The organism is Aestuariivita sp. (assembly GCF_021404545.1).
Taxonomy (GTDB): Bacteria; Pseudomonadota; Alphaproteobacteria; order Rhodobacterales; family Rhodobacteraceae; genus Aestuariivita.
The window spans coordinates 47,213-66,146 of record NZ_JAAWWD010000002.1; the positions used below are offsets into that span (position 1 = coordinate 47,213).

The 18,934-nt window shown below is 63.5% G+C and carries 20 protein-coding genes; 14 read left to right on the forward strand and 6 right to left on the reverse strand.

Annotated elements, in window-relative coordinates; genetic code table 11:
- Genes HEP69_RS01415 through HEP69_RS01430 form a run of 4 tightly spaced genes read right to left on the reverse strand, consistent with a single transcriptional unit; the run spans window position 1 to window position 3,814 of the window.
- Window positions 1–663 carry an MIP/aquaporin family protein gene (locus HEP69_RS01415; RefSeq protein ID WP_290556731.1) on the reverse strand — a complete coding sequence of 221 codons (663 nt, stop codon included), beginning with the start codon at window positions 661–663 and terminating at the stop codon, window positions 1–3.
- Window positions 660–1,142, reverse strand: a complete 483-nt coding sequence (locus HEP69_RS01420) for an arsenate reductase ArsC (protein WP_290556732.1) — start codon at window positions 1,140–1,142, stop codon at window positions 660–662. Before HEP69_RS01420 ends, HEP69_RS01415 begins: the two co-directional genes overlap by 4 nt.
- 27 nt (window positions 1,143–1,169) lie before the next feature.
- Window positions 1,170–2,003, reverse strand: a complete 834-nt coding sequence (locus HEP69_RS01425) for a helix-turn-helix domain-containing protein (protein WP_290556733.1) — start codon at window positions 2,001–2,003, stop codon at window positions 1,170–1,172.
- Window positions 2,004–2,035: 32 nt separating this feature from the next.
- Window positions 2,036–3,814 (reverse strand): extracellular solute-binding protein, encoded by a 1,779-nt coding sequence (locus HEP69_RS01430; RefSeq protein WP_290556913.1) that lies wholly within the window; start codon window positions 3,812–3,814, stop codon window positions 2,036–2,038.
- Between the two features lie 528 nt (window positions 3,815–4,342).
- Here HEP69_RS01430 and HEP69_RS01435 point away from each other — a divergent pair.
- Both HEP69_RS01435 and HEP69_RS01440 read left to right on the forward strand, forming a co-directional pair.
- Window positions 4,343–5,116, forward strand: coding sequence for a 3-hydroxybutyrate dehydrogenase (locus HEP69_RS01435; RefSeq protein ID WP_290556734.1), 774 nt, complete (start codon window positions 4,343–4,345; stop codon window positions 5,114–5,116).
- A 44-nt stretch (window positions 5,117–5,160) separates the two neighbouring features.
- The gene (locus HEP69_RS01440; protein WP_290556735.1) at window positions 5,161–6,213 is read left to right on the forward strand and encodes a patatin-like phospholipase family protein; all 1,053 of its coding nucleotides are present in this window, start codon (window positions 5,161–5,163) and stop codon (window positions 6,211–6,213) included.
- Between the two features lie 41 nt (window positions 6,214–6,254).
- Here the strand turns inward: HEP69_RS01440 and HEP69_RS01445 are convergent, their stop codons facing one another.
- Window positions 6,255–6,905: a PAS domain-containing protein gene (locus tag HEP69_RS01445; protein WP_290556736.1), complete on the reverse strand. Its 651-nt coding sequence runs from the start codon at window positions 6,903–6,905 to the stop codon at window positions 6,255–6,257.
- Window positions 6,906–7,154: 249 nt separating this feature from the next.
- Between HEP69_RS01445 and HEP69_RS01450 the strand changes: the two genes are divergently transcribed.
- From HEP69_RS01450 to phoU, 8 genes are all read left to right on the forward strand, one after another.
- On the forward strand, window positions 7,155–8,045 hold the full coding sequence (locus HEP69_RS01450) for a YicC/YloC family endoribonuclease (RefSeq protein WP_290556737.1): 891 nt from the start codon (window positions 7,155–7,157) through the stop codon (window positions 8,043–8,045).
- A gap of 10 nt (window positions 8,046–8,055) precedes the next feature.
- Window positions 8,056–8,697: a guanylate kinase gene (gene gmk, locus HEP69_RS01455; protein WP_290556738.1), complete on the forward strand. Its 642-nt coding sequence runs from the start codon at window positions 8,056–8,058 to the stop codon at window positions 8,695–8,697.
- On the forward strand, window positions 8,694–9,215 hold the full coding sequence (locus HEP69_RS01460; protein ID WP_290556739.1) for a gamma carbonic anhydrase family protein: 522 nt from the start codon (window positions 8,694–8,696) through the stop codon (window positions 9,213–9,215). The genes gmk and HEP69_RS01460 overlap by 4 nt, the downstream gene beginning before the upstream one ends.
- A gap of 3 nt (window positions 9,216–9,218) precedes the next feature.
- On the forward strand, window positions 9,219–9,542 hold the full coding sequence (locus HEP69_RS01465) for a hypothetical protein (RefSeq protein WP_290556740.1): 324 nt from the start codon (window positions 9,219–9,221) through the stop codon (window positions 9,540–9,542).
- Window positions 9,539–10,720 (forward strand): PLP-dependent transferase, encoded by a 1,182-nt coding sequence (locus HEP69_RS01470; protein ID WP_290556741.1) that lies wholly within the window; start codon window positions 9,539–9,541, stop codon window positions 10,718–10,720. Before HEP69_RS01465 ends, HEP69_RS01470 begins: the two co-directional genes overlap by 4 nt.
- 4 nt (window positions 10,721–10,724) lie before the next feature.
- A complete protein-coding gene (locus HEP69_RS01475) occupies window positions 10,725–11,768 on the forward strand; it encodes an ATP-binding protein (RefSeq protein ID WP_290556742.1) in 1,044 nt (347 codons plus the stop codon).
- Between the two features lie 77 nt (window positions 11,769–11,845).
- Complete coding sequence (locus HEP69_RS01480; protein ID WP_290556743.1) at window positions 11,846–12,355, forward strand: ATP-binding cassette domain-containing protein; 510 nt, start codon at window positions 11,846–11,848, stop codon at window positions 12,353–12,355.
- An 11-nt stretch (window positions 12,356–12,366) separates the two neighbouring features.
- Complete coding sequence (gene phoU / locus HEP69_RS01485) at window positions 12,367–13,080, forward strand: phosphate signaling complex protein PhoU (RefSeq protein WP_290556744.1); 714 nt, start codon at window positions 12,367–12,369, stop codon at window positions 13,078–13,080.
- On the opposite strand, the gene HEP69_RS01490 is transcribed toward phoU, so the two are convergent.
- Window positions 13,077–13,982, reverse strand: a complete 906-nt coding sequence (locus tag HEP69_RS01490; RefSeq protein WP_290556745.1) for a LysR substrate-binding domain-containing protein — start codon at window positions 13,980–13,982, stop codon at window positions 13,077–13,079. The genes phoU and HEP69_RS01490 overlap by 4 nt on opposite strands.
- A 142-nt stretch (window positions 13,983–14,124) precedes the next feature.
- On the opposite strand from HEP69_RS01490, the gene HEP69_RS01495 reads away from it, so the two are divergent.
- From HEP69_RS01495 to HEP69_RS01510, 4 genes are all read left to right on the forward strand, one after another.
- The gene (locus tag HEP69_RS01495) at window positions 14,125–15,357 is read left to right on the forward strand and encodes an acyl-CoA dehydrogenase (protein WP_290556746.1); all 1,233 of its coding nucleotides are present in this window, start codon (window positions 14,125–14,127) and stop codon (window positions 15,355–15,357) included.
- Between the two features lie 185 nt (window positions 15,358–15,542).
- Complete coding sequence (locus HEP69_RS01500) at window positions 15,543–16,010, forward strand: DUF302 domain-containing protein (protein WP_290556747.1); 468 nt, start codon at window positions 15,543–15,545, stop codon at window positions 16,008–16,010.
- A gap of 82 nt (window positions 16,011–16,092) precedes the next feature.
- Window positions 16,093–17,706, forward strand: coding sequence for a thiamine pyrophosphate-binding protein (locus HEP69_RS01505; RefSeq protein ID WP_290556748.1), 1,614 nt, complete (start codon window positions 16,093–16,095; stop codon window positions 17,704–17,706).
- Window positions 17,693–18,880, forward strand: coding sequence for a CoA transferase (locus HEP69_RS01510; protein WP_290556749.1), 1,188 nt, complete (start codon window positions 17,693–17,695; stop codon window positions 18,878–18,880). The genes HEP69_RS01505 and HEP69_RS01510 overlap by 14 nt, the downstream gene beginning before the upstream one ends.
- Window positions 18,881–18,934: the final 54 nt, after the last annotated feature.

Below are 18,934 nucleotides of genomic sequence, written 5' to 3' on the forward strand. Positions count from 1 at the left end.
TCAGGGCCTTTGCGGGGCAAAGAGCCGTCTGAGCGCCACATGGGCCACAAACACGGTGGCAATCTGCACCAGAACGAACCCGTTGATATGGCCCGGGAAAATACCCGCGAACGTGTCCGTGAACCCGCGCGCGATGGTCACTGCGGGGTTGGCGAAACTGGTCGAGGCCGTGAACCAGTAGGCGCCGGTGATATAGACCGCGACAAGCGTCGGGACCGCCTCCGGCCTGCTGCGCAACCCGCCAAAGATCACGAAGAGCAGACCGAAGGTGGCGACGCTTTCGGCGATCCATTGCGCGCCGCCGGTGCGGTGCAGCGTGGCGGAGCTTTGCAGGACTGGCAGGTCGAACATCAGATGGGTGATCCAGACACCCAGGATACCGCCGCCGATCTGCACGGCAATATAGCCCAAGGCGAGTGTTCCGGGGATCCGGCCGCGCAGCAGAAAGGCCAGTGTCACGGCAGGGTTGAAATGCGCCCCGGAAATGGGGCCCAGCACCGTGATGATCGCATAGAGCATGCACCCCGTCGCGATCGCATTGGCCAGAAGCGCCAGACCGATCAGATCCCCCGACAGGTTCTGCGCCATGATGCCCGAGCCGACGACGCTGATCAGCAGAAGGCCGGTTCCCAGCGCTTCGGCAGAGAGTTTCTGGATACTCATGACAGGGCTCCGATCCGGATGAGTTCGCGTTGCAGGGTTGCGCCGTCCTGCCCAAGATCGTGCAGCGGCAGGCTCAGCAGCGCCCGTGCCCGGCGCGACAGAATTGCATAGGCATCCGCAAAGGCGCGTGGCTGATCCTCGACCGGGGCGGCGGCGGGATCCTCCACCCCCCAATGGGCACGCACCGGCGCGCCGGGCCAGATCGGGCAGGTCTCTGTCGCGGCACTGCCGCAGACGGTGATCACCACATCCATAACCGGGGCGGTGTCGACGGCAAATTCATCCCAGCTTTTGGAACGGGCGCCAGCGGTGTCGATCCGCTCCTGCGCCAGCAATCGCAGGGCCTGGGGGTGGACCTGACCGGCAGGCTGGCTGCCGGCCGAATAGGCGGTCACGGTCTCGCCGCCGGCATGGTTCAACAGATGTTCAAGCAGGATAGAGCGCGCCGAGTTGCCGGTGCAAAGCACGAGAATGTTCATGGCAGCCTTCAGGATGGGGGATGGGGATCAGCCACCGGTCGGATCGGCCTGGCCGATCTCGTCCAGCGCATGTTGCAGGGAAAGGCGGTTCAGCGTGTCGAGGGGCAAGCTGGTAAAGGCGCGGATCCGGTTACGCAAGAGACCATAGGCCTGATGCAGCGCCAGCTCGCGTTCGGCCTCGGTACCCGTCGCCTTGATCGGGTCCGGCAAACCCCAATGCGCGGTCATCGGTTGGCCGGGCCAAACCGGGCACTCCTCATTGGCCGCATGATCGCAGACGGTAAAGACGAAATCGAGCGCGGGGGCGGTTTCACCGGAAAAGCGGTCTATGGTCTTGGAGCGAAGCCTGCCGATGTCATGGCCCTTGGCCGCAAGCAGATCCAGAACGCGGGGGTTGGGGGCGTCGCTTGGTGCGGTTCCCGCCGAATAGGCGCGAAAGACGCCCTGTCCCTCACTGTTGAGCAAGGCTTCGGCCATGATGGATCGCGCGGTGTTGGCCGTGCAGATGAACAGCACCGTCAAAGGCGTCCCGTTGCCTTGGTCCCGCGCGCCGTCGGGCAGCAGGTCGAGGCACAGGTCGGCCCGTCCGCGACAGCAATCCTGCGTCAGATAGCTGAGCAGACCCCGCATCTGTCCCATCGCCACCCGGTATTTCAAGGATGTGCCGATACGGTCCTGTTCGATCAGCCCGGCTTGTCGCAGCGATGCCAGATAGGTCGAGGTGGTGTTGGCGCGGGCGCCGATCGCGGCCGCGATCTCTCCGGCCGGGACAGCCTGGGGATACCGCCGCATCAGCAGGCGAAAGATGGCAAGGCGGTTTTCATGGGCCAGGCTGGAGAGTTGCTCGATCACTAATTCCATATTTCTGGAAATATCGAATTAGTAGCAATCGGTCAATCGCCTTCTGCGCTTCGCGACCACCAGACATGTGGCATCCATTCCACCCCATCGCCATAGATCGGCACCCGGTCGGGAAAGGTCAGGTCTGCGGAATGAGCGATGCGCCCCACATCGAAATGCCAGATCGGGATGACATAACGTCCCGCCATCAGAACCCGGTCGAGCGCGCGCACCGCAGCCTGGAACTCCACGCTGTCCCGGGCCGTCACCATGGTGTCGATCATCGCATCCACAGCGGGGGAGGCGACCCCCATCAAATTGCGTGTCCCCTCGACATAGGCGCCTTCCGAGCCCCAGTAGAGCCACTGTTCATTGCCCGGAGACAGCGACAGATCGCGGCGGAAATCGGTCATGTCGAAATCCAGAGTCACAAGGCGCGCATTATACTGTGCGTCGTCGACGACCGAGAACCGCATCTCGATCCCCAGCCGCTTCAGCGCCTGCGCATATATGTTGATCATCGTCTGAAGATCCCCGGCGCCTTGCCTCAGAAGGATCTCGAACTCGAATGGCGCGCCCTGTGCATCGCGCAGCACGCCGTTCTGAACGGTCCAGCCGGCCTCGGCCAAAAGCCGCGTGGCGACCCGCAGATTCTGACGGTTGCGCGCACTTCCGTCGCTTTGGGGCAACGCATAGCCCTCGATTGCGCCGGGGGGCAGGATGTCGGCAAACGGCTCCAGCAGCGCCAGCACAGGGCCTTCGGCAGGGCCGGGGCGCATCGCCAGGTCGGAATTTGAGAAATAAGAGGTGATGCGCGGCTGCGCACCGCCGGTCATTGCGTCATTGATGAACTCGAAATTATAGGCATGGATCATTGCCGCGCGCACCCGCCAGTCATCGAAAGGCGGACGGCGGGTGTTCATCACAAACCCGGTGATGCCCGAGGGTTTGCTATGCGGGATCTCTGATTTGATCACGGCACCGGTGCTGATCGTGGGAAAATCATAGCCTGTGGCCCATTTTTCGGCGTTGAATTCCCGCACCGCGCTGAGCTCGCCGGCCTTGAATGCTTCGAACAGCACGGTCTGATCCCCAAAGAACTCGATCCGCACGGTATCGAGGTTCTGCGTGCCGCGCCGGAACGGCAGATCGGCGCCCCAGTAATCTGGGTTGCGGGTCAGTTCCAGAAACCGGCCGGCCTCGAAATCGCCGGGCACATAGGCGCCAGTGCCAATGGGAACGGTACGCAAACCGGAACCGGCGAAATCCGCACCGTCCCACTGCGCCTTTTTCAGGATCGGACGCAGACCGGCGGTCAGGGCCAACTCACGATTGGCCTCGTTGAAGGTCAGCCGGACCGATCGGGGGCCGGTTTGTTCAATCGTCTCGATCCGCGACATCAGCCCGCGATAGCGCAGGTGCCCGACGGTGCCGAGCGTGTCATAGGACCAGATCACATCCTCGACCGTGACGGGCGTGCCGTCCCAGAATCGCGCCTCCGGCCGCAGGGTAAATTCGACCCAGGAGCGGTCTTCCGCTGTGCGAATCGATTCCGCCAACAGGCCGTATAACGTGAACGGTTCGTCCCAGGACCGACCCATCAGCGCCTCATAGCTGAGAAATCTTAACTGCCAGGGGGGCGTGCCTTTGGTGACGAACGGGTTGAGGCTGTCAAAGCCGCCTGTGTTGCCAAAGACCACGCGCCCGCCTTTGGGGGCATCCGGATTGGCATAGGGGAGTGACACAAAATCCGGTGGTAGAGCAGGTGTCCCATACATAGCTATGCCATGCTGCGAATCTGCACGCGCCTGAAACGCGGCCAGAATCACCATAACTGCGCACGCAAACCGCACACGCAGGAAGAAAAAAACTGATGTCACTTCGGCAACAATCCTGCTCGGCCCCTATTTTATTAACCATGAAACGTACCCGCGGAGGTGAGGGTTTTCAAACTTTTAGCTTGGATGCCGGCGGGAAATTGCATATAACGAGGGCACTGCTCGATAGGTTTCTTGCCTGTATGAAACCTGCCTCAATAACTTAACGCCCGCTTCGTGCGGGCGTTTTTTTTGCGTGATACAGGGGACATAACCCGTCGCATTTAGGGCGAGTTTTCCGGATCTTGTGCTGGATCGGTCGGTTCCCGCCTGGGTGCCGCGATCCGTCGGCCTCGCGGCACGCATGTTCCGAGAGATCTGGGCAGACCCGTTCCGCCCACCGATCTGCCAAAATACCCGCCACAAGGGCCGGTCAACAGCGAAAGCCGCAGTGCAGCGAACCGAAAGGCCGGCGGGGCGGTTTTCTTTGCACGTGCAGCATGGCAGGGTGGCGCCGAAGACACTGTTCAAAATGGAGCCGTCATGTCGCTGACAGGAAAAACCGCCGTGATCACGGGATCGAACTCCGGCATTGGGCTGGGCATGGCGTGGGAGCTTGCCCGGGCCGGGGCCAATGTCGTCCTCAATTCTTTTACCGACACGTCCGAGGATCACGCGCTCGCCCAGGAGATCGCCGACAAGACCGGCGTCACCGCGCGCTACATCCAGGCCGACATGTCCGATGGTGCCGCGTGTCGCGCCCTGATCGACACCTCGGGCGCGTGCGATATTCTGATCAACAATGCGGGCATTCAGCATGTGTGCCCGATCGACGAGTTTCCAGCCGACAAATGGAACGCGATCATCGCGATCAACCTCAATTCGGCCTTTCACACCACCGCCGCCGCGCTGCCGATGATGCGGGCGGCTGGCTGGGGGCGGGTGATCAATGTCGCCTCGGCGCATGGGTTGACCGCATCGCCCTATAAGTCGGCCTATGTGGCGGCCAAACACGGCATTGTCGGCATGACCAAGACCGTCGCGCTGGAGACCGCGCGCGATCCAATCACCGCCAATGCGATCTGCCCCGGATATGTGCTGACCCCGTTGGTCGAGGCGCAAATCCCCGACACCATGGCCAAATATGACATGGGCCGGGACGAGGTGATCGAAAAGGTCATGCTGGAACGGCAGCCCTCCAAGGAATTCGCAACGGTCGAGCAACTGGGCGGCACGGCTGTGTTTTTGTGCTCGGATGCGGCGGCGCAGATCACCGGCACGACACTCAGCGTCGATGGCGGTTGGACAGCCCTTTAGGGCAACGCGCGGGCGGTGACGCATCTGGCGAGAGTGAGGGACCCATGACCAAAAAGACCCAAGGCGGCGCCCCCAAGCGCATCAACCTCGCGCTGCAAGGCGGCGGCGCGCATGGCGCGTTCACCTGGGGCGTGCTCGATCGGCTGCTGCAAGCCGAAGAGATCGAGATTGCCGGAATATCGGGCACCTCTGCCGGGGCGCTGAACGGGGCGGCGCTGAAATCGGGTCTGCTGGCGGGCGGGCGCGACGGGGCCAGGGCCAATCTGGACTGGCTCTGGGGACAGGTCGGTGCGGCCGATGACAGTCGGCTGACGGGCTGGATGCGCGGGGTCGAGCCGTCGGTGATGGCCCAGGCGATCGAGTATTCGCTGCCCTTCTCGCTGGCCGATACCTGGTCTCGGATGGTGTCGCCCTACAGCTATGGACCGTTTTACCGCAATCCGCTGAAATCCATCGTCGACCGGTTCGATTTCGACCGGGTCTGTGCGGATCAGGGTCCGGCGCTTTTCATCTGCGCCACACGGGTGCGGACTGGCAAGATCCGGGTCTTTAAGGGTGACGAGATCTCGACCGACTCAATTCTTGCGTCCGCCTGTCTGCCGACGCTGTTTCAGGCGGTCCAGATTGACGACCCCGAGACCGGCCAGCGCGAAGCCTATTGGGATGGCGGATACACCGGCAACCCCGCGTTGTTTCCGCTTTTTGGATCCGGGATGTCGCGCGACATCGTGATCGTGAACATCAACCCGCTGGAACGCGATCAGATCCCCGTCACATCGCAGCAGATCCAGAACCGGATTAACGAGATCAGTTTCAACTCGTCGCTGTTTCGGGAGTTACGGGCCATTTCATTTGTGCAACGCCTGCTCGACAGTGGCCGTCTGCAGGGGTCGGAGATGGCGCGGATCTATATTCACATGATTGCCGACGACGCACTGATGAACGATCTTTCGGTGGCAACCAAGCTGGTGCCGACAGCGCCGGTATTGCAGCGGCTCAAGGCCGCGGGACAGGCGGCGGCCGAGCAGTTTCTGGCCAATGACGCGGATCGGCTGGGAGAAGAGAGCACGGTGGATCTCAGGGCGATGTTCGACTGAGATACATGGTGTCTGTGTCGCCGCTTGGGGTATTGCGCGGCTCAGTCGCTGGAATGCACGAGTTCCAGCCGGGGTGGGGCGGGCGTGAACGGTATCGCGGACTCGGCGGCGCCGCTGATCGGCTCGGATACCTGCCCTGGTTCGCCATAGACCGGCTTGGCGATGTGACGCTCCATATCCAGCCGGTAGGCATCGGCACATACTACGCCATTCAGTACCAGCGCCCCCAGGATCCGGCTGGTTCGGCCCAGATCGCAGCGCATCGGAAGCAGGATCAGGGATCCATCCAGGGCCGGCCCCCGCTGCAACGGTTTGGCATGAACGCGCGTCTCTACGACGGCGGGGGTGTCAAAGCATTGCGCCAACGCTGCCGATACGTCGCGCCGGGCCGAGGTGTGGAACAGCGACGAGATCGGCATCCCGCGGACTTCCATGCCTGCGACCATCCCGATCTGCGACCCTGCGATCCGGAACCGCGCGACACCCGGCGCCACCCGTTCCAGGATAAACACATGCTCCAATACGCTTTCCAGCCCGCGCGGATCTATCTGAGTGCGGCGGGGCAGCTCACCGCCTTCGCGCAGGGCCGACCAATAGCCCTCCACGATGCGCACTGGATTACCTGAGGGACGATTGCGAAACTTGCTGATCGGTACGATCTTGTCGCTCTGCGACAGAGGAGGAAATGTCATGGCACGGGCTCCCACTTGGCTCGGTGTGTCCCCGGTCGGCGGTGCTGCGGGCTCCTCGCAGCAGACCTGAACCTAGGTAACGGCAAAAATGATTACTCAGTCGTTAACATGCACAATTTTAACAAAAGGCGTGAGGATATTCAGAAGCATTGGTTAACAACCCGTTCAGGGTCCGGCTTCGGGGCCGGGGGTTGCCCTGACGCGGCCATTGGCATTAGGTGCGCACACCATCACCCCTGGGGGACGTGAATGATCAAATCAATGACAGGCTTTGCCTCGGCCAAGGGCGCGCTGGCGCCGTTCAACTGGGGCTGGGAGCTGCGCGCGGTCAATGCCAAAGGGCTGGATCTGCGACTGCGCGTGCCGGACTGGATCCCCGGTCTGGAGGCGGGGTTGCGCGCACAGCTTGGCGGCGCCCTTCAGCGCGGCAGCGTCACGCTGTCGTTGCGCGTCACGAGAGAGGAAACCGGGGCCGACCTGGTGCTGAACCGGGCCACGCTGAAAGCGGTTCTCGGCGCTTTGGCGCAGGTGGAGGGCGCGGCGCAGGCCCATGGTGTGGCGCTGGCCCCCTCCAGGGGGTCCGATCTGCTGGCCTTGCGCGGTGTGTTGGAAGCAGGCACCTCCGATGACGACACCACGGGCCTTGCCCGGACGCTGCTTGCCGAGGCCCAAGACCTGATCGCCGCCTTTGTTGCAATGCGGGCCGATGAGGGGCGTGCGCTGGACGCCATTCTGCGCGGCCAGATCGATCGGATCGCCGCGCTCGCCGACGAGGCCGCCGCCCTTGCCAAGGCCCGCAAAGACGACATGGCCGCATCCCTTGCTGCCAATCTGGCGCGGGTTATGGACAACACCGATGGCGCCGACCCCCAGCGTGTGGCCCAGGAACTGGCGATGATCGCGGTCAAGGCCGACATCACCGAGGAGATCGACCGGCTGCGCGCCCATGTGACGGCTGCGCGCGCTTTGCTGGAGGATGAGGGTGCCGTTGGCCGCAAGCTCGATTTCCTGATGCAGGAGTTCAACCGCGAGGCCAACACGCTGTGTTCCAAGTCGCAATCGACCGCGCTGACGGCGGTGGGTCTGTCGCTCAAAGCAGCGATTGACCAGATGCGCGAACAGGTTCAGAACGTCGAGTAACGAGGGCACAATGGCACATCGGCGCGGATTACTGATCATTCTCAGCTCGCCTTCCGGGGCGGGTAAATCCACCCTGGCAACCCGGCTGCGCGTCTGGGATCCGTCGATCTGCTTCTCCGTCTCCGCCACCACCCGGCCTGCGCGACCGGGAGAGACGGACGGCCAGCATTACCGCTTTACCACCGAGGCCGCGTTCAAAGCGATGGTCGCCGACGGGGATATGCTGGAGCATGCCCATGTGTTCGGAAATTTCTATGGCTCGCCCATGGCCCCGGTGCTGAGCGCGATAGAGGCCGGTCAGGACGTGCTCTTTGACATCGACTGGCAGGGCGCGCAGCAGATCCGCAATTCGGCCCTTGGCCCGCATACGCTGTCGATCTTTCTGCTGCCCCCGTCGATCGCCGAATTGCGCCGCCGGTTGGAGGGGCGCGGACAGGACGATGCCGACACCATTGCCAAGCGCATGCGCAAAAGCTGGGACGAGATCAGCCGCTGGGACGCCTATGATTTCGTTCTGGTCAACGAGGATCTGGACGCCACCGAGGCGGATCTGAAAACCATCATCACCGCCACCCGCCTGCGCCGGATCCAGCAGCCGGATCTGACCGATCACGTGCGCGCCCTTCAAGCCGAGTTCGAGGACATGTCATGACCATCTACGCCCTGGGAAACAAAACCCCGCAAATCCATCCCGATACATGGGTCGCCCCCGATGCCAACCTGATCGGGCAGGTGGTGCTGGAGGAGGGCGCCTCGGTCTGGTTCGGCGCCACGATCCGGGCCGATCACGAAGAGATCCGCATCGGGCGCGGATCGAACGTGCAGGAAAACACGGTGATGCATATCGATGCGGGCTTTCCCCTGACCATCGGTGAAGGCTGCACCATCGGGCACAAGGTCATGCTGCATGGCTGCACGATCGGGGATAACTCCCTGATCGGGATGGGCGCCACGGTGCTGAACGGCGCCCGGATCGGCAAGAACTGTCTGATCGGCGCGGGCGCCCTGATCACCGAAAACAAGGTCATCCCCGATGGCAGCCTGGTGATGGGCGCACCGGGCAAGGTGGTCCGCGAACTGGATGAGAAAGCCTTTGCCATGCTCAAGGCCAGCGCGCAGCATTATCAGGAGAATATGCGCACCTTCCGCGACGGGCTGACGGAGGTCTGACAGATGCCGCATGCCGAACTGAAATACTCCGCCGATCTTGATATCGACCCCAAGGCGCTTCTCATGGGGATCGAGGCGATCCTCCAAAGGCACGACCCAGGCTCTGGCGATTGCAAGGGCCGGGCGTATCCTGCACCCGTCAGCCATCACGCGAACATGATCGTCGAGATTTCCCTGTTGCCCAAAGCGCACCGGGATGAGGCGTTCATGACTGCCTTGCGGGAGGATCTGGCGGCCTACCTGCGAGAGGTTTTGCCAAACGGCATTTGGATGTCGCTGCACATCCGGTTCAGCACACTGCACTACGTAACCGAGGTTCTGGAATGAAGAATGACCGCGGCTCGCTGATCCGCCCCGATCCTTTACCGGACAGTGCCAGCGCGCCGGTCGTCACGCCACTGTCGCCTTCGGTCGTCTATTCCAGCGACACGCCCGATGCGCTGGACGCGCAGTATGAAGGGCGCGTGCAGGGGTATACCTATGCCCGCGAAGGCCACCCCAATGCCGATGTTGTCGCCCGCCGGATGGATAGGCTCGAAGGGGTCGAGGGCGGCATCGTCACAGGCTCCGGCATGGCCGCTGTCAGTGCGGTTCTGCTGGGTCTTTTGAAGACCGGAGATCACGTGATCGGCGGCAATCAGCTTTACGGCCGCTCCCTGCGGCTGATGGCCGAGGATCTGCCCCGGATGGGGATCACCACGACGCTGGCCGATCCCGGTGATATGGCCGCCGTGGCCGCCGCGATCCGGCCCGAGACGCGGATGATCTTGATGGAGGTCGTGTCGAACCCGACCCTGCGGCTGGCCGACATCGCGGGGATCGCGGCTCTGTCGCGCGACAAGGATCTGCTTTTCGTCGTCGACAACACCTTTACCACGCCGCGCGGGTTCCGCCCGATGGAGTGGGGGGCCGATATCGTGATCCAGTCGCTGACCAAACTGCTGGCCGGGCATTCCGACGTCACGCTGGGCTATGTCGCGGCGCGCGATCCCGCACTCAATGACCGGATGCGGGTCTTCGCTGTGACCACGGGCCTCACGCCCAGCCCGTTCGATTGCTGGCTGGCCGAGCGTGGCATGCTGACCTTTGAGCTGCGATATGATCGCGCGCAGGCGACCGCGGCGGTGCTGGCCGATCATCTGGCGGGGCTGCCGGGTGTGAACCAGGTGCTCTATCCTGGGCGGGACGATCATCCCGATCACGCGCTGGCCAGCACCCTGCTGGGACCGAACCCGGGCAATATGGTCAGTTTCGTTCTGAACGGGGATCGGGCGCAGGCCAATGCCTTTACCCGCGCCGCGCGCGGTCTCAGCTTTGCGCCGACACTGGGCGATGTGGGCACCACCCTGTCGCACCCCGCCTCATCGTCGCACCGTGCGCTCAGCGCACAGGCGCGGGCGGATCTTGGTATCACCGAAGGGTTCTTTCGCGTCTCGGTCGGGCTGGAGGATCCGCAGACCCTGACGGAGGTCTTTGGCGCCGCCGTGGCAGAGGCAACCGGATAGCCCGATGAGCGATCTGATCGATGCCGCCCTCAGCGCCGTACCGCTGCCTGCGCTGTTGGTTGATCAGACCCAACGCATCGTGGCCGCCAATGCGGATGCGCAAACCCTGCTGGGCCCGCAGATCGAGACCCGGCATTTCGCCACCATCCTGCGCCAGCCCCCGATCCTGGAGACAATTGAGCAATGCCTGGGCGACCGATTGCCGCGCAACTCGCAATACCTGGCCAATGACGGCGCGCAGGATATCACCTTTGATGTGGCCTGCCGGTTCGTGCCGGGGGTGGGCGCACGCGAGGCAGGCGGCGTTCTGATCAGCTTTCTGGACGTCACCCATGTGGAGCAGGCCGGCCAGATGCGCCGCGATTTCGTGGCCAATGTCAGCCATGAATTGCGCACCCCCCTGACCGCGCTGATGGGCTTTATCGAGACATTGCGCGGCCCGGCCCGCGATGATCCGGAAGCCCGCGCGCGGTTCTTGAACATCATGGAGGGCGAGGCCAGCCGGATGAACCGTCTGGTGGGCGATCTGCTCTCGCTCAGCCGTGTCGAAGGCGACGAGCGTGTCCGGCCCAAGGGCAAGGTCGATCTGATGGCGCATCTGCGCTCGACCTTGCATTCGCTGCGCCCCCTGGCGGATGAGGCCGGGGTGGCGATGATCCTGCCCGAGGAGGACCGTCCGGTGATGATCCCCGGCGATGGTGATCAGCTCCAGCAGGTTTTTACGAACCTGGTCGAAAACGCGATCAAATACGGCAATCGCGGTGGCGAGGTGCGCCTGACCCTGTCGGAGTTCGACCGCGACGGGGCGTTGCGTGGCCCGTCTGTGCGGGTGCAGGTCACCGATGACGGGCCGGGCATCGACCCGGTGCATCTGCCGCGCCTGACCGAGCGGTTCTATCGCGCCGACAGCCACCGCTCGCGCGAGCTGGGCGGAACCGGGCTGGGCCTGGCGATTGTCAAACATATCGTGAACCGGCATCGGGGTCGGCTTCGGGTCAGCAGCGAGCTGGGCGAAGGGTCAACCTTTACCGTCATACTGCCGAAGTAATGCCGCTCTATTAGGCTTGGAAGATCCCGGCCGGACCCTTAGGTTGGTACGACGCCGGAGCATGAGGGAGAACTGGCATGGATGCCGCGCGACAGATCGATGAACATACCGCGCAGGCCGAGGTCAAGGTCAGCGCCCGCGATGTTCAGGTGTATTACGGCGCGACCCATGCCATCAAGGATGTGAGCGTCGACATCGCCGATAAGACGGTGACGGCCTTCATTGGTCCTTCGGGCTGCGGCAAGTCGACTTTCCTGCGCTGTATCAACAGGATGAATGACACAATTGATGTTGCCCGGATCGAAGGGGACATCCTGCTGGACGGCGAGGATATCTACGACCCCGCCGTCGATCCGGTGCAGCTGCGCGCCCGCGTCGGCATGGTCTTTCAGAAACCCAACCCGTTTCCGAAATCCAAAAAAAAATGGCCCCCCCGCACAACATTCTTTTTGCAGGGCGCACGGGTGTCGCAGAAAACCGCGTTCTTCCATCTGGGCAATCTGGTGGAATATGGTGATACCGGTCAGATCTTCACAAACCCCCAGGACCCGCGCACCGAAAGCTATATCACCGGGCGGATCGGATAGGAGACTGAACAATGCCGGATCAACATATCCAATCCGCCTTTGACCGCGATCTCGAAGATATCCAGGCCAATATCATGAAAATGGGCGGTTTGGTCGAAGAGGCCATCCGCCAGGGCGCGCTGTCACTCGCGACGCGGGACGAGGATCTGGCCGAGACCGTGCGCCGCGGCGACGAGGCCATCGACACGCTGGAGGATCTCATCAACGAGGACGCCGCCCGTGTGATTGCGCTGCGCGCGCCCACCGCGGTGGATCTGAGACTGGTGCTGAGCGTGATGAAGATCAGCGGCAATCTGGAACGCATCGGCGACTATGCCAAGAATATGGCCAAGCGTACCACGGTCCTGGCTCAAATGCGGCCTGTGGACGAAAACGCCATTGCTCTCAAAAGGATGGCGCGAGAAGTTGAACTGATGCTTAAAGATGCGCTGGATGCCTATGTGCAGCGGGATGCGGATTTCGCCGAAGATATCATCGAACGCGATCGCGAAGTCGATCAGATGTACAACGCTCTGTTCCGCGAATACCTCACCTTCATGATGGAGGATCCGCGCAACATCACCGCCTGCATGCATCTGCATTTCATTGCCAAGAATATCGAGCGGATGGGCGATCACGTCACCTCCATCGCCGAACAGGTGGTCTATCTGGTCACCGGTGAGCGGCCCGATGAAAACCGACCCAAGGCAGACCGCACCTCGACCGAGCGGGTGCGCAAGATCTAGCGGGGCAAAGGGTCTTCGGGCTGGGCCTGTCCGGCCAACCAGTCGCGAAAGGCGCGCAGGGCTAGATCGGCGCCGCGTTCGCGGGGCCAGACCAGGTAATAGGCGCCGCGCGCCTCGGCGCCCGGCCCGAACGGGGCGGCGAGCCGTCCGGTCGCCAGGTCCTGCTCGGCCAGGTAATCGGGCAGAAGAGCCACGCCCAGCCCGTGCAGCGCCGCCTGCACAATTGTTGAGTATTGATCATAGATGGTGCCCGACAGGGGCAGGTCCGCCGTGACCTCTTGCGCCGCCAGCCAATCGGCCCAGGCGTCGGGGCGCGTCTGGATATGCATCAACGGAAATGCCAGCACTTCGGCCGCTTCCGCCGCTTCGCTGCGCAGGTCCGGGGCGCAGACCGGGATCATCCGTTCATGACGCAAGAGCAGCCTGTCCGTGCCGGGCCACTCCGCATCGCCATAATGCAATGCGGCATCATAGCTGTGCGAGGCGAAATTGAACGGTACGAGCTCGGTGCCCATATTTACGGTGATATCCGGGTGTTGCCGCGCGAAATCCGGCAGTCGCGGCATCAGCCAGCGCATCCCGAACGCAGGCAATATGGCAAGGTTCAGCCTGCCGCCCGCAGGCCGGGCTTGCAGCCGCAGCGACGCCTGGGCGATCTGGTGCAGGGCCTGCCGGATCTCGGCGGCATAGGCGCGCGCGGGGTCCGACAGGGCCAGACGTTTGCTGTCGCGCAGCACCATGGGCGTGCCCATCTGCCGCTCCAGCGCCTGCAACTGTCGGCTCACCGCGCCTTGGGTCAGCGACAGCTCCTGTGCGGCGGCAGAGGCGCTGCCCAAACGGTCCAGCGCTTCGAGCGCGCGCAAGGACGCGATGGAGGGAAGGAAGCGGCGCGGCGTCATCATCTATGCGCTTTTGTCATAGGTGGGCGAGAAAGTCTCGGTGTTTTTTGGGAGGAGGTTGATATATGCAAGAACGCAAATGTCCGTGTTGCCCCTCCGGTCTGGACTGGTGCGGCACAAACAACCCCACAGGAGGGAGCGAGAGATGAACATTCAGTCAACGCCCAAACCCGCGCTCAAACCCAAGGACGCGCCCGATCTGGGCCGGTTCGATTGGGAGGATGCGCTGCGCCTTGGCGATCAGCTGAGCGAGGACGAGCGCATGATGGCGCAAAGCGCCAACGCCTTTGCCCAGGAAAAGCTGCAACCCCGGGTCACGGCGGCCTTTGCCAACGAGGAAACCGACGCCGGGATCTTCCGCGAAATGGGTGAGATGGGCCTTTTGGGCGTGACCATCCCCGAGGAATATGGCGGGCTGGGCTCGTCCTATGTCTCCTACGGGCTGGTCGCGCGCGAGATCGAGCGGGTCGATAGTGGCTACCGGTCGATGATGTCGGTGCAAAGCTCTTTGGTTATGTACCCGATCTATGCCTATGGCAGCGAGGAACAGCGCAAGAAATACCTGCCGGGCCTGTCCTCGGGGGAGTTGATTGGCTGTTTCGGTCTGACGGAACCGGATGCGGGCAGCGATCCAGCAGGCATGAAGACCCGCGCCGAAAAGACCGCCACGGGCTACAAGCTGACCGGCTCGAAAATGTGGATCTCGAACGCGCCGATTGCGGATGTTTTCGTGGTCTGGGCCAAATCGGACGAACACGGCGGTCGTATCCGGGGCTTTGTTCTGGACAAGGGGATGGCTGGCCTCTCCGCTCCCAAGATCGAGAACAAGCTGAGCCTGCGCGCCTCGATCACCGGCGAGATCGTGATGGACGGTGTCGAGGTGGGCGAGGACGCGCTCTTGCCGCATGTGGAAGGGCTCAAAGGTCCGTTCGGCTGTCTCAACCGCGCGCGTTATGGCATCAGTTGGGGTGTGCTGGGCGCGGCGGAATTCTGCTGGCACGCGGCGCGGCAATACGGGCTGGACCGGCATCAGTTCAACCGCCCGCTGGCACAGACGCAGCTTTTCCAGAAAAAGCTTGCCGATATGCAGACCGAGATCGTTCTGGGCCTGCAAGCCAGCCTGCAAGTGGGCCGTCTGATGGATGCCGCCAATGCAGCGCCCGAGATGATCTCCATCGTCAAACGGAACAATTGCGGCAAGGCGCTGGATATCGCGCGGATGTCGCGGGACATGCATGGCGGCAACGGCATCAGCCTCGAATTTCAGGTGATCCGACATATGGTGAACCTGGAGACGGTAAACACCTATGAAGGCACTCATGACGTGCACGCGCTGATCCTGGGCCGCGCCCAGACCGGATTGCAGGCGTTTTTCTGATCCCTGACACGCGTTTGAAAACCGGGTCTCTGTTCGAGGCCCGGTTTTTTTCGTGGGCGATCCGTGCGCACCGGTTTTACACCGCTTAGCAATGCGTCGCGCGCTCACGCCCCATGCCGAAAGCGTGATTTGTTTGCCCGGTGCCGATGCCGCTAGCGTCCCGTCAGATCAACCGGAGACCGATCATGCGTATTCTCGCCGCTCTTGCCTTTTCTCTGACCGCCAGCCTGGCCCAGGCCCAGACGATGGAACCGCGCGAGGGCTGGACGGTGATCGCGACCCAAAAGCCCTATCAGCAGCTCATCGACGATGTGAAATCCGCGACCAAGGCCAACAAAATGGGGGTCGTGACCGAAGCCGGCCCGACCCAAGCGGCGGCCAAGCGCGGCGTGACCATTCCGGGCAACCGGGTGATCGGGGTCTTCAACAACGCCTTCGCGGTCGATATCCTCGCGCTTTCCACGGCAGCGATGATCGAGGCGCCCCTCCGGTTTTATGTGACCGAAAGCGCGGGCGGGCAGGCGACACTGGCCTGGAAACATCCAACCGCTGTCTTTGCGCCTTACCTGGACGAGGGCGGCGAGGCGCTGCGCGATTTGGCGGCAGAACTGGATGACAGATTTGCGGCAATCGCTGACATGGCCGTGAACTGAGCATCACGGCTGAGTGATCCGGCTTGCGGGAATGCAGGGCGCGCGCGATAGGGGACATACCCCTATCCGGAGACAAGACCCCATGACCACGCCAGCGCGCGCCGCCGATATCCTAGCCCAGCGGCTTTACGAGGCCGGGTGCCGCCACGCCTTTGGCATGCCCGGGGGCGAGGTGCTGACTTTGGTCGATGCGCTGGAACGGGCGGGCATCACCTTTCATCTGGCCAAACATGAGAATGCCGCAGGTTTCATGGCCGAGGGGGTGCATCACGTGGATGGCGCGCCCGCCATTCTGGTGGCCACCGTGGGGCCGGGTGCGATGAACGGCGTCAATGTGGTGGCCAATGCCTTGCAGGACCGGGTGCCGCTGATGGTGCTCACCGGTTGCGTCGATGCGGACGAGGCGCTGAGCTATACCCATCAGGTGCTGGATCACGCCGCGGTGTTCGCGCCGCTGACCAAGGGCCGCTTTCGCCTGACGCCCGGCGGCGCGGGCACGATTGCCGACAAGGCGGTGTCGCTGGCCATGGCCCCACGGCAGGGACCTGTGCATATCGACGTGCCGATTTCGGTGGCCGATGCGCCCGCGCAACCCTCGGTGCGCAGGCTCAAACCGGCCAGTGTCACCGCGCCCGCAGGCGCCGATCTGGCCCGCGCGCAGGCCTGGCTGGCCGAGGCGCAGCGACCCGTTGCGATCCTGGGCCTCGATATCCTGCGCGACAGATCCGCTTGCGTGGTGCAGGCCTTTCTCGAGCATTTCGGCATCCCCTTCGTGACCACCTACAAGGCCAAGGGCGTGGTGGATGAGAGCCATGCGCTGTGCTTGGGCGGGGCGGGCCTCTCGCCTCTGGCCGACAGGCATCTCTTGCCCTTTATCCAGGGCGCGGATCTGGTGCTCTGCATCGGCTATGACCCGATCGAGATGCGCACCGGCTGGCGCGAGGTCTGGGATCCCGACCGCCAGCGCGTGATCGACATCGCCGCAGTGCCCAACGATCACTATATGCATCAGGCCGGGCTGAACATCGTGGCCGATACCGGTGCGGCGCTGGAGGCGCTCGCACAGGGCGCACGAGGCGGTCAGACCTGGACGGGCGGCGAGGTGGCGGTGCTGAAATCTGCTCTGGCCGCAGCCTTCCCCGCCGATGAGGACTGGGGCCCCTCCGCTGTCATCGCCGAGACACGCGCGGCGCTGCCTCAGGGCACGCGGGCCACCGCCGATAGCGGCGCACACCGGATCCTTCTGTCGCAAATGTGGCCATGCGAGGCGCCCAAGGCGCTGGTCCAATCCTCAGCACTTTGCACGATGGGCTGTGCGGTGCCCTTGGCCATCGGGCTGAAACTGGCCGATCCCGCACGGCCTGTGGTGTCGTTTTCCGGCGATGCGGGGTTCCTGATGGTCGCCGGAGAGCTGGCCACCGCGCTGGAGCTGGGCACGCCGGTGATCTTCGTCGTCTTCGTCGATGCCAGCCTGGCCCTGATCGAGCTGAAACAGCGCCAGCGCCAGATGACCAATCGCGGCGTTGATTTCGACCGGCATGACTATGCGGCGATGGGGCGCGCCTTTGGCGGCCACGGCCACCGCGTGACCAACCGGGCCGAGCTGCGCGCCGCATTGGAGGCCGCGCAAAGCGAGGATCGCTTTACCGTGATTGCGGCGGAGATCGACAGGGAGGCGTATGATGGCCGCATCTGAGGGGCCTTTGTCGGGCGTCAAGGTTCTGGATCTGTCGCGGATCCTGGCCGGTCCCACCTGCACCCAGCTTCTGGGCGATCTGGGAGCCCGCGTTCTGAAAATCGAAAACCCCGCCACCGGGGGCGATGACACCCGGTCCTGGGGGCCGCCTTTCGCCCGCGATGCCGACGGGGCCGATACGGATCTGTCGGCCTATTTCCTGTCCTCGAACCGCAACAAACGCTCGGTCGCGGTCGATATCGCCGCGCCCGAGGGTCAGGCCGCGATCCGCAGGTTGGCCAGTCACGCCGATATCGTGATCGAGAATTTCAAGCCGGGGGGGCTGGCGCAATACGGGCTCGATTATGACAGCCTCGCAGAGGCGCTGCCGGGGCTGGTCTATTGTTCGATCTCGGGGTTCGGCCAGACCGGCCCGAACCGCGATAAGCCCGGCTATGACCTGATGGCGCAGGGCTTTGGCGGGATCATGTCGCTGACCGGCGCGCCGGAGGGGCCGCCGATGAAAGTGGGCGTGGGCATCGCGGATGTGATGTGCGGCATGTATGCGACGGTCGGTATCCTGGCGGCCCTGCGGCACCGGGACCGGACCGGGCAGGGGCAACGGATCGAGCTGGCGCTGGTCGATACCCAGATCGCCTGGCTGATCAACGAAGGGGTGAACTATCTCACCTCCGGGGCGCCGCCCGAACGGCGCGGCAATGCGCATCCCAATATCGTGCCCTATGACACCCTTGCCACCGCCGACGGGCATGTGGTGATCGCGGTCGGCAATGACGCGCAGTTCGCGCGGTTCTGTCAGGTGCTCGATCTGCCCGATCTGCCGCGCGATCCGCGCTTTGCCACCAACCCCGCGCGGCTGGAACACCGTGCCGCGCTGATGCGCCGTATCGAGCCCGCGCTGGCCGCACGGCCGACAGCCGTGGTCATGTCGGGCCTCGAAGCGGTCAAGGTGCCTGTCGGACCCGTTCAAACCCTCGATCAGGTCTTTGCCTCGCCTCAGGTGGCCGCGCGCGAGATGCAGATCGACATGGGCCGCGAAGGGGCGGATCCGCTGCGGCTGATCGGCAATCCGCTGAAATTCTCCGCCACGCCGGTCAGCTATCGCCGGACGCCGCCGCATTTCGGCGCTGACACTGAAACAGTTCTGAACGCCGACGATCCTTTTGCCGAATAAATCGGCGGAATCGCGGGCCCAACTGGCCGATTGCCGCCTGATTTCGCAAGGATT